The sequence below is a fragment of the Psychromonas sp. L1A2 genome (genome assembly GCF_009828855.1).
In the GTDB taxonomy this organism is placed as follows: Bacteria; Pseudomonadota; Gammaproteobacteria; order Enterobacterales; family Psychromonadaceae; genus Psychromonas.
Window position 1 is genome coordinate 512,178 of record NZ_WUAG01000001.1, and the last position, 14,668, is coordinate 526,845.

The 14,668-nt window shown below is 37.4% G+C and carries 12 protein-coding genes; 6 read left to right on the plus strand and 6 right to left on the minus strand.

From position 1 onward, the window contains the following. Positions 1 to 234 precede the first annotated feature (234 nt). From pdhR to GQR59_RS02235, 6 genes are all read left to right on the plus strand, one after another. A complete protein-coding gene (gene pdhR, locus GQR59_RS02210) occupies positions 235 to 984 on the plus strand; it encodes a pyruvate dehydrogenase complex transcriptional repressor PdhR (RefSeq protein ID WP_160060516.1) in 750 nt (249 codons plus the stop codon). 197 nt (positions 985 to 1,181) lie between these two features. Further along, positions 1,182 to 3,842, plus strand: coding sequence for a pyruvate dehydrogenase (acetyl-transferring), homodimeric type (aceE, locus tag GQR59_RS02215; RefSeq protein WP_160060517.1), 2,661 nt, complete (start codon positions 1,182 to 1,184; stop codon positions 3,840 to 3,842). A gap of 57 nt (positions 3,843 to 3,899) precedes the next feature. Beyond that, positions 3,900 to 5,468: a dihydrolipoyllysine-residue acetyltransferase gene (gene aceF / locus GQR59_RS02220; RefSeq protein WP_160060518.1), complete on the plus strand. Its 1,569-nt coding sequence runs from the start codon at positions 3,900 to 3,902 to the stop codon at positions 5,466 to 5,468. A gap of 106 nt (positions 5,469 to 5,574) precedes the next feature. Continuing rightward, positions 5,575 to 7,005, plus strand: coding sequence for a dihydrolipoyl dehydrogenase (lpdA, locus tag GQR59_RS02225; RefSeq protein WP_160060519.1), 1,431 nt, complete (start codon positions 5,575 to 5,577; stop codon positions 7,003 to 7,005). 751 nt (positions 7,006 to 7,756) lie between these two features. Further along, positions 7,757 to 8,590 carry a winged helix-turn-helix domain-containing protein gene (locus GQR59_RS02230; RefSeq protein ID WP_160060520.1) on the plus strand — a complete coding sequence of 278 codons (834 nt, stop codon included), beginning with the start codon at positions 7,757 to 7,759 and terminating at the stop codon, positions 8,588 to 8,590. Positions 8,591 to 8,964: 374 nt separating this feature from the next. After that, positions 8,965 to 9,330, plus strand: a complete 366-nt coding sequence (locus GQR59_RS02235; RefSeq protein WP_160060521.1) for a YacL family protein — start codon at positions 8,965 to 8,967, stop codon at positions 9,328 to 9,330. A gap of 75 nt (positions 9,331 to 9,405) precedes the next feature. Here the strand turns inward: GQR59_RS02235 and mgtE are convergent, their stop codons facing one another. The 6 genes from mgtE to lptB all read right to left on the minus strand — a co-directional run bounded on the left by mgtE (position 9,406) and on the right by lptB (position 14,668). Next, complete coding sequence (gene mgtE, locus GQR59_RS02240; RefSeq protein WP_160060522.1) at positions 9,406 to 10,767, minus strand: magnesium transporter; 1,362 nt, start codon at positions 10,765 to 10,767, stop codon at positions 9,406 to 9,408. A 14-nt stretch (positions 10,768 to 10,781) separates the two neighbouring features. Further along, positions 10,782 to 11,057 (minus strand): HPr family phosphocarrier protein, encoded by a 276-nt coding sequence (locus tag GQR59_RS02245; RefSeq protein ID WP_160060523.1) that lies wholly within the window; start codon positions 11,055 to 11,057, stop codon positions 10,782 to 10,784. A 6-nt stretch (positions 11,058 to 11,063) separates the two neighbouring features. Next, positions 11,064 to 11,906: an RNase adapter RapZ gene (rapZ, locus tag GQR59_RS02250; RefSeq protein WP_160060524.1), complete on the minus strand. Its 843-nt coding sequence runs from the start codon at positions 11,904 to 11,906 to the stop codon at positions 11,064 to 11,066. Between the two features lie 16 nt (positions 11,907 to 11,922). Next, complete coding sequence (gene ptsN / locus GQR59_RS02255; protein WP_160060525.1) at positions 11,923 to 12,366, minus strand: PTS IIA-like nitrogen regulatory protein PtsN; 444 nt, start codon at positions 12,364 to 12,366, stop codon at positions 11,923 to 11,925. 97 nt (positions 12,367 to 12,463) lie between these two features. Continuing rightward, positions 12,464 to 13,909: an RNA polymerase factor sigma-54 gene (locus tag GQR59_RS02260; protein WP_160060526.1), complete on the minus strand. Its 1,446-nt coding sequence runs from the start codon at positions 13,907 to 13,909 to the stop codon at positions 12,464 to 12,466. A gap of 33 nt (positions 13,910 to 13,942) precedes the next feature. Next, complete coding sequence (gene lptB, locus GQR59_RS02265; protein WP_160060527.1) at positions 13,943 to 14,668, minus strand: LPS export ABC transporter ATP-binding protein; 726 nt, start codon at positions 14,666 to 14,668, stop codon at positions 13,943 to 13,945.

Here is a 14,668-nt window from a genome sequence, read left to right on the forward strand (position 1 = left end):
GAAATGATAGCTTTTAAGAAACAAAGGTTTTTATCAATAGATAAACAGTCTTTATCCCTTATTAATGCAATAACCATCAACTTAATGAGGTCATTTAAAACGATAAAAATCTAGACATAAATTGTTAATTTTGTTAATTTCTATAGTTAAATATTAAATTGGTAATACCATTTTACATTTACTGTGAATTACTCGTTGTAGTAGAGTATCAAGTTTAACTAAATTAAGGCTGTTATGACTTACGCAAAAATTAAACAACCTAAGCTTGCCGATGTGATTGAATCACAGCTTGAAAGCATGATCTTAGAAGGTAGTTTAGAGCTTGGCGAAAAGTTATTACCAGAGCGGGAATTAGCTAAGCAATTTGATGTTTCACGTCCTTCATTACGTGAAGCTATTCAGCGTTTAGAGTCAAAAGGCCTATTAACTCGTCGTCAAGGTGGCGGGACATACGTTAAAGAAGAATTGCGAGAGCAGTTAACCGATCCTTTATTTGAATTATTAAATTCACACCCAGAATCTAAATATGACCTACTCGAGTTTCGTCATGCTATAGAAGGGTTCTCTGCTTATTATGCTGCTTTACGTGGTACTTCAGAAGATTTCAAAAAAATAAAAACAAGTTTCAGTGCTATTGATATGGCAAATACAACTGGTAATATTGAACTTGAAATAGCATCGGTTGCGGAGTTTTATTTAGCCGTTATAGAAGCATCGCATAATGTGGTCTTTTTGCATTTAGCTCGTGGCATCAAACCTTTATTGCAAAAGAATATTTCTGATAATGTTAAACAGTTGTATTTGTATCCAGAAGTCGCGAAAAAAATACATGAACATCGTTTACAATTGGTTGATGCTATTTTGTCTAAGCAACCCATGAAAGCGAAAGAAGCATCGGATAAACACCTTAATTATATCGAAGAAACACGCTTGGTTATGTTGCGTGAAGAAAGCGCCTTTAAACGTGAGTTAGGTGGTTTTTAAAAAGTAACCTCCGTTTTATAGTGTGGCGGACACAATCAACAATGTGAAACATACTTATATACATAACTATTTAGATTACTTATTGCCGAAATGGCATGCAAACGTGCTGTAAAGCAGGTAGTGGTTAATGTAAATAATTATAACAAAACGCTTAGCTTTCGAGCTGAGATTATCTAGTGATATAGAAGGAAAGTGTCATGACTGACATCTTAAAAGATATTGATGCACAAGAAACTTCTGAATGGCTTGAAGCATTAACAACCATTCTTGAAGATGAGGGCTCTGAACGTGCTCAATTTGTCCTTGAACAAGTGATTGAAAAAGCACGCGTTGAAGGTGTTAACTTGCCAACTGGCATTAACACTAACTACGTAAATACTATTCCTACAAGTGAGCAACCTGCTTACCCTGGCGATCTGAAAATAGAACAACGTATTCGTTCAATTATTCGTTGGAATGCGATCATGATCGTTATGCGCGCTTCTAAGAAAGATTTAGACTTGGGTGGCCACATGGCTTCTTATCAGTCAGCAGCTGCATTTTACGAAGTATGTTTTAACCACTTCTTCCGTGCACCCAATGAAACAGATGGCGGTGATTTAGTTTATTACCAAGGCCACATTTCTCCTGGTATTTATGCTCGTGCATTTCTTGAAGGTCGCTTAACTGCTGAGCAGTTAGATAACTTCCGCCAAGAAGTAGACGGTAAAGGTTTACCATCTTACCCGCATCCAAAACTACTTCCTGAATTTTGGCAGTTTCCTACTGTATCGATGGGGCTTGGTCCAATCGCTGCTATTTACCAAGCACGTTTCTTAAAATATCTTGACGGTCGTGGTTTAAAGCCAACTTCTGCACAACGTGTTTACGCTTTCTTAGGTGATGGTGAGATGGATGAGCCAGAATCTCGTGGTTCATTATCATTCGCTTCACGTGAAAAACTAGATAACTTATGTTTCTTAGTTAACTGCAACTTACAACGTCTTGATGGACCTGTAATGGGTAACGGTAGCATCATTCAAGAACTAGAAGGCCTATTTACAGGTGCTGGTTGGAATGTTGTTAAAGTTATCTGGGGCGGTAACTGGGATGCATTAATCGCGAAAGATACGTCTGGTAAATTATTACAATTAATGGAAGAAACTGTTGATGGTGATTACCAAACATTCAAATCTAAAGATGGTGCTTATGTTCGTGAGCATTTCTTCGGTAAATACCCTGAAACTGCTGCACTAGTTGCAGATATGACTGATGAAGAAATCTTTGCGCTTAAACGTGGTGGTCACGATTCATCTAAACTGTACGCTGCATTCAAAAACGCAGAAGATACAGCGGGTAAACCGACTGTCATCCTAGCTAAAACTGTTAAAGGTTACGGTATGGGTGCTGCCGCTGAGGGGAAAAATATTGCTCACGGCGTGAAGAAAATGACTGAAGAGCATATCGAAAGTTTACGCGATCGTTTAGGCCTACAAGACCTATTAAGTGATGAGCAAGCTGCAACACTGCCTTACTTAACGCTTGAAGAAGGTTCTGAAGAGTACAAATATCTGCATGGGCATCGTGAAGCGTTATTAGGTTACACACCTAAACGTCTACCAAAGTTTACTGAAAAACTAGCCGTGCCAGAATTAGATAAATTCTCAGCACTATTAGGTGAGCAGAAACGTGAAATTTCAACAACAATGGCTTACGTACGTATCCTAAATGTATTGTTGAAAGACAAAGGTATTGGTAAAAACATCGTACCAATTATTGCCGATGAAGCGCGTACGTTTGGTATGGAAGGTTTATTCCGTCAAGTTGGTATTTACAACCCACATGGTCAAGAATACACACCAGAAGATCGCGGCGTCGTTTCTTACTACAAAGAAGCAACATCGGGACAAGTATTGCAAGAAGGTATTAATGAACTAGGTTCAATGTCTTCTTGGGTTGCTGCTGCAACATCATACAGTACTAATGACTTACCAATGATTCCATTCTATATCTATTACTCTATGTTTGGTTTCCAACGCATTGGTGATATGGCATGGATGGCGGGTGACCAACAAGCACGTGGTTTCCTATTAGGCGCTACTGCTGGTCGTACTACGCTAAATGGTGAAGGTCTACAGCACGAAGATGGTCACAGCCATATTCAAGCAAATACTATCCCTAACTGTGTTTCTTACGACCCTACATTTGCTTATGAACTAGCAGTTATCGTTCAACATGGTATTGAGCGTATGTACGGCGAGAAACAAGAAAATGTGTTCTATTACTTAACAGTAATGAATGAAAACTATGCAATGCCAGCAATGCCAGAAGGCGTTGAAGAAGGTATTCGTAAAGGTATTTACAAGTTTGCTTCACTACCAGGTAAGAGCAAAGTACAACTACTAAGTTCAGGCACAATCATGAACGAAGTACGTGCTGCTGCGGCGATACTAAGTGAAGAATATGGCGTTGCTTCTGACATCTTCTCTGTTACTTCATTCAATGAATTAACACGTGATGGCCAAGACGTTGAACGTTACAACATGTTAAACCCTGAAGCAGAGCAAAAAACACCATACATTACGTCTGTATTAGGTGATGAGCCAACAATTGCTGCAACGGATTACATGAAAAACTATGCTGAGCAAGTACGTGCGTTTATTCCTGCTGATTCATACAAAGTACTTGGTACTGATGGTTTCGGTCGTAGTGATAGCCGTGAAAACTTACGTCGTCACTTCGAAGTTAATGCGGGTTACGTTGTTGTAGCTGCCTTAACTGAATTAGCAAAACGTGGTGATGTTGAACGTAAAGTGGTTACTGAAGCGATTGCTAAGTTTGATATCGATGTAAACAAAATCAACCCATTATTTGCATAAATCAGTCTCGGTGTTAGTACAAACTAACACCGACTTTTATTGATTAGGAAAATTATTATGTCTGAATTAAAAGAATTTTTACTACCTGATATTGGTGCTGATGCGGCTGATATTACTGATATCTTAGTTGCAGTTGGCGATACTATTGCTGAAGACCAAGATGTATTAACTATTGAAGGCGATAAAGCGTCAATGGACGTACCTTCATCAGTTGCTGGTGTTGTTAAAGAAATTAAAGTAAATGTTGGTGACAGCGTTTCTGAAGGTAACTTAGTATTAATCGTTGAAGTAGCTGGTTCAGCTGCCGCACCTGCAGAAGCTCCTGCTGCTGAAACGCCTGCACCAGCTGAAGCTGCTGCGCCAGTTGCACAAGCGGCAACTGCAGTTAAAGAACTATGCGTTCCAGATATCGGCGGTGATGAAGTTGAAGTAACTGATATTCTAGTTGCTGTTGGCGATACCATTACTGAAGATCAAGATATTATTACTGTTGAAGGCGACAAAGCATCAATGGACGTACCCGCTCCATTCGGTGGTGTTGTTAAAGAAATTAAAATCGCGACTGGCGATAAAGTATCTGAAGGCACATTAATCTTATTGGTTGAAGCTCAAGGCGCTGCGGCACCTGTAGCTGCTCCTGCAGCTGAAGCACCTAAAGCAGCACCTGCAGCGGCTCCAGCTCCTGCAAAAGCAGCTAAAGTTGAAGTTGCTGTAAGCAAAGATATTAAAGCTTCTCCATCAGTTCGTCGTATTGCGCGTGAGTTTGATTTAGACTTAAATGCAATTGCTTCTACTGGACCTAAAGGCCGCACTACAAAAGATGACGTACAAAAATACGTTAAAGCACAGCTACAAGCTGCTAAATCTGGTGGTGCTGGTGGTTTAGCTGTTGCAGCTTCACCTAAAGTAGATTTTGCTAAATTTGGTGAAGTGGAAGTGAAAGAACTTTCTCGCATCCAAAAAATATCTGGTCCTGCTCTACACCGTAACTGGGTAACTATCCCACACGTTACGCAATTCGATGAAGCTGATATCACTGAATTAGAAGAGTTCCGTAAAGAACAAAATGCAATCGCACTTAAACAAGATCTGGGTGTTAAAATTAGCCCATTAGTGTTTATGATGAAAGCGGTAGCTAAAGCATTACAACAATACCCTAACTTTAACTCATCTCTATCTGAAGATGGTCAAAGCTTGATCCTTAAGAAATACTTCAATATTGGTATCGCAGTAGACACACCAAACGGTCTAGTTGTGCCAGTAGTTAAAGATGTACTAAACAAAGGTATTTTTGATATCTGTCGTGACATCGCTGAAATTTCTAAGAAAGCACGTGCTGGTAAATTAACATCTAAAGATATGCAAGGTGGTAGTATGACTATCTCTAGCCTTGGTGGTATCGGTGGTACTCAATTTACACCAATCGTGAACGCGCCAGAAGTTGCTATTTTAGGTGTGTCTAAATCAGCAATTAAACCACAATGGAATGGTAAAGAATTTGAACCTCGTATGATGGTTCCTCTTGCTCTTTCATATGACCATCGTGTAATTGATGGTGCTGACGGTGCACGCTTTATTACTGCCGTTAATAAGCACTTATCTGATTTACGTACGTTAATCCTATAATCTTTGTTAAGCAGGTCGGCAGTTATGTCGACCATTTATTTACATTCTATTAACATTTGAATAGACTACAAATCCTATTCGAGTGTTCTTATTTATAGAGGTCGTCATGAGTAAAGAAATTAAAACGCAGGTTGTTGTATTAGGTTCTGGCCCTGCAGGGTATTCTGCAGCATTTCGTGCAGCAGATTTAGGGTTAGAAACAGTTCTAATCGAAAAATACAGCACATTAGGCGGTGTTTGTTTAAACGTAGGTTGTATCCCATCAAAAGCACTTCTACATGTTTCTAAAGTAATTGAAGAAGCAAAAGCGCTTTCTGAACACGGTGTATTATTTGGTGAGCCTTCTACAGATATCGATAAAATCCGTATCTGGAAAGAAAAAGTAGTTTCACAGTTAACTGGTGGCCTACAAGGCATGGCTAAAATGCGTAAAGTAACATCTGTTACTGGCATGGGTCGTTTCACTGGTCCAAATACGATTGAAGCAACAGATCTTGATGGTGAAGTAACGACTATTACGTTTGACAACGCAGTTATCGCTGCTGGTTCTCGTCCTATCAAATTACCATTCATTCCACATGATGACCCACGTGTTTGGGATTCTACAGATGCATTAGAACTTAAATCTGTACCAAAACGTTTACTTGTATTAGGTGGTGGTATCATCGGTCTAGAAATGGGTACAGTGTACAAATCTCTAGGTTCAGATGTTGATGTTGTTGAGTTTGCTGACCAATTAGTACCTGCTGCCGATAAAGATATCGTGCAAGTTTATACTAAGAAAGTAAAAAACAAATTCAATATCATGCTTGAAACTAAAGTGACTGGCGTTGAAGCTAAAGAAGATGCGTTATACGTTTCTTTTGAAGGTAAAAATGCACCTGCAGAAGCAAAAGCTTACGATGCAGTCTTAGTGGCTGTTGGTCGTGTGCCAAATGGCTTATCGTTAGATGCTGAAAAAGCAGGTATTACGGTAACTGAACGTGGTTTTATCGAAGTTGATAAGCAAATGCATACTAACGTACCGCATATTCACGCAGTAGGTGATATCGTTGGCCAACCAATGCTTGCGCATAAAGGTGTGCATGAAGCGCATGTTGCTGCTGAAGTTATTGCTGGTAAAAAACATTATTTTGATCCTAAAACAATTCCTTCAATCGCTTACACTGAGCCAGAAATGGCTTGGGTTGGTGTGACAGAGAAAGAAGCGAAAGAGCAAGGTCTTAACTACGAAAAATCAGTATTCCCTTGGGCAGCTTCTGGTCGTGCGATCGCATCTGATTGTTCAGATGGTATGACTAAACTGATCTTTGATAAAGATACACACCGTATCATTGGTGGCTCTGTTGTTGGTACTAATGCTGGTGAATTACTAGGTGAAATCGGCCTAGCAATTGAAATGGGTTGTGATGCTGAAGATATTGCATTAACAATTCATGCACATCCAACATTACATGAATCAGTTGGCTTAGCTGCTGAGATTTATGAAGGTTCAATTACTGATTTACCAAATGCAAAAGCGGTAAAACGTAAATAATTTAACAAGTTAATTGTTAATGTTAAGGCAACTCATTGAGTTGCCTTTTTTGTATCTACTCTGCCTAAAATTGATTTATTCGTTATAAAATCTATTGCCAATCAAGTAGCATAAGCAATGCTAGATCGCTATTTTCTTCCGTTATTATATTCAATTATCTCTCTATAGCTCCTCATTGGGTTAATTATCGAATAGAGTTTTTCATTGATGACATGGGAGGAGATAAAGCGTTATTAAATATTTAATCTACTATGATTCTGCCTAGTATGTAAAAATGATAATCCTCATATTGTTTTTATAATATAACTTTATAAAGTAGTGAAATTTAAAGTAGGTAAAATTGATTAGAACTTATTATTATAGTGGGCATCTTCGGTTATTAAACATATGGAAATACTTAGCACAATATTGATGGTGATCTTTAAAAAGATAAAGCTTACTTTTAATAATGATACTTGTTATCATTTATTTAACTAAATTCCAAGTAAATAAATGAAAATATCTATTATTAAATATATTTTATGTCGATTTTTCTTTGCATGATAAAAAAACTACTCTATAGTAATGAATAGTGATTTTATTTTTATAAATTAATGACTGAGTAGGAATACGTTTGTGTTTTTATGTTAATTTGATAATATGATTGCGAAAATATATAAGAGACTGCCTAAGTAGTCCGAAAATTAAAATAAAAAATTGCCTATCCATTGGAACTGGCACTTATATTAAAACAAAAATGGGTACTATTATTATGTTAGAAAAAAGTTTAGTTGTGGGCGAATTCCACATTGATACGAGCCAAAATAGTTTAATTCATGGCAGCCGTAAAGTTTATTTAGGTCCTTTACGTACTTCACTTTTGCACTTTTTATGCAAAAATGTAAACACTGTTGTTACACGTGAAGATCTTGCACAACACGTTTGGGGTCGTTTAGTAACAGACCATACAATCAACCAACATATCTCTCAGTTACGTAAAAGCGTAGGCACATTAAGCCTTCATGGCTTAAATATATCTACTATTCCTAAACGTGGTTACATCGCACGTATGGAAGGTTTAACTGTTTCTGAAAATACTGTTTCACCAATGGCACAGGGTGAAATCATTACTAATGCAATCACTAATATGAAAGTGTTAATTGTTGAAGGTTCTGCTGAAGGCCGTATACAGTTAATTGACCAATTAGAAGCGTTAAACGTTTCTTACGTTGAAGGTGTTGCTACAACACTTGAAGCGGAACGCTCAATTGCACTACAAGATTTTGACTTAATTATCGTCGATGCTTTATTACCTGAATGTTCAGGTATTGAGCTGATTAAATCAATCCGTACAGGTCAAACATCAGCGTCAGCTGATATCAGTATTTTAAACTCTCATCACGATGTACAACGTGAATTATTAGGTTTAAATAGCTTATTAGATGTTCAAGGTTTGCTACTAAAACCTTTTGAATCAAATCGTCTTAAACAAATGTTGATGGTTGCAAGTAAATCTAATGTGGTATTAAAACCACAAGCAGCTTATGAATTAGTACCAACAAATGTTGTTGCTACTGCTGAACTAAAAGTAGCAGTTAATTCTTAATTAATAATTTGCTCGACTATTAGAAAGCCCTTATATATTTATAAGGGCTTTTTTATTTTCTTTTATCTCATTCTCATTCCTATCTATTATTTCTTGAATCCAAGTTATCTATTAGTTATTTTCTTTTTATGATTGATATTTATCACGTCTTTAGTTTTTGTAAATCTGCCTATAAATGATTTTAGTTAATTAATGTGATTGGTATTATCTAACAACTGAAAATAAAAAATAATATTATTCTTTCTCACCTTAATAACACTGATTGTTTTTTAGTCTCTTTTCTATAGTGCCTCAATTCTTTCGTCCTAGTGAATTGGTATAATATTAAAACCTGTTTATACTGCGGGCATAATTCAATAATAGAGATGAATGTAATGGAATTTGACTTTAAAAAAGATTATTTCAGCGATAAAGCAACGGTAAAACTATCAATGGGACATGAAGCTTTTGGTACTTGGTTAGAGCAAGAAGGTCAAAAAAAAAGCTGGGTTGAAGTTTTACTTACGGTTATCGGTCAGTTACAACGACGTGAGATAACTGAATATAAATTAGTCGGCGATGAGTTTGCTTTAGACTTAAATACCGAAGAAGCTATTATTAGTAACCATAGCTTGCATCAATCTGAATCTGAATTAGAAGATGCTAACGATTTAAGTTTTTATGATCAAGAGATTCAAGCTGAGTGTGGTTTAGAGGACTTCTTGAATCTATTGGAGTCATGGTTAGAGTTCATTGGGTAATAGCAAACTAACCATCTATCTATCTTTAGTAATAATATAAACTAGATGATTAGTCATGATATTCATATGTAAGGTTTAATGACGTAGGACTAGTGTTGCCATCCCTAAAAATGAAAATAGGCCAATAACATCAGTAACAGTTGTTAATGCCATACCACCCGCAAGCGCAGGATCTATTTTATATTTGTGCATTAACAATGGGATACAAACGCCTGCAATCCCTGCAATAGAAAGGTTAATGAACATCGCACCTGCAATGATATAACCAACTTGCATATCTCCTTTCCACAAGACGACGGCTGTGGCGACTAAAACAGCCCAAATCATACCGTTTAACAGGCCAATGGCCGCTTCTTTACCAATTAACCAACGTGTATTACTGCTGCTGATATGGCCAACTGCAATACCACGAATAACTAAGGCTAATGTTTGATTACCGGCAATACCGCCCATACTCGGTACGATGGTCATTAAGACGGCTAATGTTGCTACTTGCTCTAGAGTAGCTTCGAACATATTGGAAACAGAGGCGGCAATAAAAGCGGCAATTAAATTAACAGATAACCATACCGTACGACGTTTAGCACTAGGCAAAATAGGGGCGAAGGTATCTTCGTCATCATCCATACCTGCCATACCCATCATCGAGTGTTCTGCATTTTCTCGAATAATGTCTACGACATCATCAATCGTTATACGGCCTAATAATTGTTTGTTATCATCAATAACAGGGGCTGAAATCCAGTCATGTCGTTCAAATAGTTTGGCTATTTCATTTTCTTCCATTAATACTTGAAGCGGTTCTGTATCATGCTTCATTACATCACTGATGATAGAAGTGGGTTCTACTGTTAATAAAGTTGATAAAGAAACGTCACCGAGTAGCTTATTATCAGTATCAACGACATATAATGCATCAGTCGTATCGGGTAACGAACCTTTTAAACGTAAATAGCGCAGTACGACTTCAATGGTTACATCAGGACGAACCGTAACTGTATCGGTATTCATCATCGAGCCAGCAGTGTCTTCAGGAAATGCTAAAGCCAGTTCAACTCTTTGCCTGTCCTGTGTATCCATTTGTTCTAATACAGCTCTATAGACACTGTCAGGGATGCCTCTTAATACATAAGCTAAACCATCGGTTTCCATGCCTTCTGTTGCTGCGACAAGGTTATCTGTTCCCATTAAATTAATGATGCCATCTTTCGCATCTTCGTTTAATTCTTCTAGGATTTCACCGTGTTGATCATGGTCTGTTAAGTTCCATAATACTTTACGATCTGCAGGAGGGGAGGATTCTAATAAAAAGGCGACATCACAAGCAGGCATTTTATCTAAAATGCTGCGTGCTAAAACAAACATACCGTGTTCAAGTGCTTTTTTTACTTCTTGAAGTCGTAGCTGGGTATTATCAACTTTAGTGTTTTCCAGCATACTTGCCCCTAGTATTATTCTTCTTCTAAAAACTTATTTTCGATGAGCTCAGTAACGGCTAACATCGCTTCTTGTGCTTGTGCACCTTGCGCTTCTATTTCAATTTCTTGACCAAAACAAGTTTCTAACACTAATAAACCAAGTACGCTACCAGCATCTGCTTTTTTTTCATTGTGTGTGATGGTGATTTGCGCATCAAAAGCATTAACTAATTCGACTAGTTTTATTGTTGCACGTGTGTGCAAACCGAGTTTGTTTTGTATTGTAATTGTTTGCTTAATTTTATCCAACAGGAATTACTCCTTTAAACATTTATGTTCAATTTGTATTTGGTACTTATGTTTAAAACGTGCCGCTATTTGTTCTGTGACATAGACAGAACGATGTCTACCGCCAGTACAACCAATAGCTATGGTGACATAGTTGCGGTTGTTTTGCTCTAGATGCGGCAGCCAAGTTAAAAAGAGGTTTTCGATATTAGTGATAGTTTCTTTGACTAATGGGAAGGCACTTAAATAGTCTTGAATAAGTTTATCTTTGCCTGAGTATTCTTTTAAGTTTTTTTCCCAGTATGGGTTAGGCAAAAAACGCACATCAAAAATATAATCGGCATCTTGCGGGTGTATATGTTTAAAACCAAAAGATTGGAAAATAACTAATAAATTACTCTTAGTCGAGCCTTGCAAGTATATTTTTAGGTGTTCATTTAAATTATGAACAGATAGGGCTGTTGTATCAATTGAAAAAGCAGAGAGTGCTTGTAGTGGTGCTAACATCTCTTTTTCCAATTCTAAGGCTTGAGATAAAGAGTGTTTTTGTTTAGAAAGAGGGTGTAAACGGCGAGTCTCACTATATCGGCGAATTAATTCACTGGTTAGCGCATCTATATAGATGATTTCTAATTCTACTTTTTTTTGCAATGATTCAACAAGGTGCTTAATTTCATCAACTTTAGTTGGCATATTACGTATATCTAAGGTGACCGCTACTTTATTATCTTTTGGGTCGACCGTATCAATTAATTGTTCTAGTAATTGATACGGGACACCGTCAATACAGTTGTAACCTAAATCTTCAAGTACATGGAGGGCAATTGTTTTTCCTGATCCTGAACGACCGCTAATAACAATTAACTTCATATCTACTCCTGTGATTTTATAACGTCAGTAATTCAAATAACTCTTGGTTGCTTTGCGCACTTCGTAATTGGCGTAAAAACTGTTTATCTAGTAACTTTTGACTTATTTCTGATAAGGCAGAAAGGTATTGCTTACAAAGATCTTCTGGCACGAATATAGCAAATAATATATCGACTTTATTACCGTCATATGAATCATAATCAATGCCTGTTTCACATTGTAGAAAGACTGCTGTTGCTGGTAATTCACTAGAAATTTTGACGTGAGGAATAGCGATACCTGAGCCTACTCCCGTCGACCCAATTTTCTCTCGTGCAATCAAGCTTTCGAATAACTCTTGCGCATCTAAGTTTAATTCTTTAGCCGCAATAAGACTGATTTTTTCTAAAGCACCTTTTTTACTAGTGCAGGCAGTTTGGCAGAATACTGAATCTTTATTTAATAAAGTAGATATTTTCATAATATATAGTTTAACTGTACTTAATGGACGCGCGAGTTTAGCAGGTTAGCATTAAATAACTATAGTTAATCCCAATTTTATTTGCGTTGCTCACTAATTAAAGTAATTGCTTTCGCTGGTTAGAAGGTGGAATACCTAATGATTCTCGGTACTTAGCAATAGTACGTCTTGCTACTTGAATACCTTTTTCTTCTAATAACTGCGTTATTTTGTTATCACTTAAAGGTTTAGTCGTTAATTCTGCGGCAACGAGCTTTTTAATTAAAGCACGGATAGCTGTTGATGAACATTCACCACCGCCATCGGTTGCAACATGACTCGAAAAGAAAAACTTCAATTCATAAATGCCACGAGGAGTATGCATAAACTTCTGCGTAGTCACTCGAGAAATGGTTGATTCATGCATTTCGACTTCAAAGGCAACATCATTTAAAACCATTGGTTTCATCGACTCATCGCCGTATTCAAAGAAAGCTTGTTGTTGTTGCACAATACAGTTCGATACTTTTAATAGTGTTTCATTGCGGTTTTCTAAGCTTTTGATGAACCATTTCGCTTCTTGCAAATGGCCTTTAATGAATTGAGAATCGGTTTTACTGATGTTACCTGAGCACATATTTGCGTATTGTTGGTTAATCGATAAATTAGGATCGCAATCTTGATTTAATGAAACTCGCCATTGTCCTTGAATCTTTTTAACATAGACATCTGGAATAATATATTGTGTTTCACTTGTTTCAACACCATTACCTGGTCGAGGTTCTAAGCTTTGAATTAAGCGCATGATTTCTGCAAGTTGTGCTTCTTTGAATTTACTTTTACGTGCAAGTGTTCTGTAATCCCTGTTACCAAGAAGATCCATGTACTGTTCAAGTATTTGAATAGCTTCGTCACGCCATTGCGTTGTATTCGGTAATTGGCGAAGTTGAATTTGTAAACACTCTTGAGTGGTACGAGCCGCGACACCTAGTGGATCGAAATGTTGGATTCGTTTTAATACTACCTCTACTTCATCTAATTCCAAATCTTCTAAATCAGCTTTTAAGCTATCTAAAATACTTTCACAGTCAGTGGTCAAATATCCTGACTCATCAATAGAATCGATAATTGCCATTGCAATGACTTGATCCGTTTCAGTAAAAGGCGTTAATTGCATTTGCCATAATAAATGGTCTTGTAGAGAAGTCGAAGATTCTCCCTGATAGACTGTACTTTCACCGTCATAAGCAACAGCACTAGAGGTGTTACCTGTAATAGGCGTAGAGTTATAAGATTCTTCCCATTCTTTTTCTGCAGGAAGATCATCTGAAAATTCTTGTTGGGAAATGGCTTCTGAAGTATCAACTTCACTGCTATCAGCTTCTTTGACTAACTCTTCAGTACCCGTTTGATCATCTTGCTCTAAAAGAGGATTTGAATCTAATGCGTTTTGAATCTCCTGTTGGAGATCGAGCGTTGATAGCTGCAATAGTTTTATTGCTTGCTGTAATTGAGGGGTCATCGCTAATTGCTGACCCATTTTCAATTGTAAACCCTGTTTCATCAAAACATATCTTCCTGAACGTATGGTTACGATTTAAAGTTTAAACTCTTCACCTAGATAAACGCGCTTCACATGGTCGTTTGCTAATATCTCGTCTTGTGTGCCTACGGCTATGATTTCTCCGTGGCTCACTATATATGAATGCTCACAAACATCTAATGTTTCTCTTACATTATGGTCTGTAATCAGTACGCCTAGACCGCGATCACGTAATTGTTGAATAATATTTTTTATATCAATGACCGATATAGGGTCAACCCCTGCAAAGGGCTCATCTAACAAGATAAATTTTGGCTCAGTTGCTAGTGCTCGTGCAATTTCTACACGTCGTCGTTCACCACCAGATAAACTCATTCCTTTACTGTTACGGATATGGGTGATGTGAAATTCTTCTAACAGTGTATTTAGCTTTTCATCTCGTTGTGGCTGCGTTAGTTCTTTACGAGTCTGCAAAATCCCCATAATATTTTCAGTCACGGTTAAGCGGCGGAATATAGAGGCTTCTTGTGGTAGGTAGCCAATACCTTTTTGTGCTCGAATATGCATCGGATCGCTAGAGATATCTTCGTCATCGATAACGATACTGCCATGGTCTTGTTTAACGAGCCCAACAACCATATAAAAAGAGGTTGTTTTTCCCGCTCCATTGGGACCTAATAAACCAACTATCTCGCCTGTTTTAACTGTTAGGCCGACACCATTTACAACAGTACGTCCTTTATAACTTTTAACTAATCCGCTTGCTCGTAATTCTGCCAT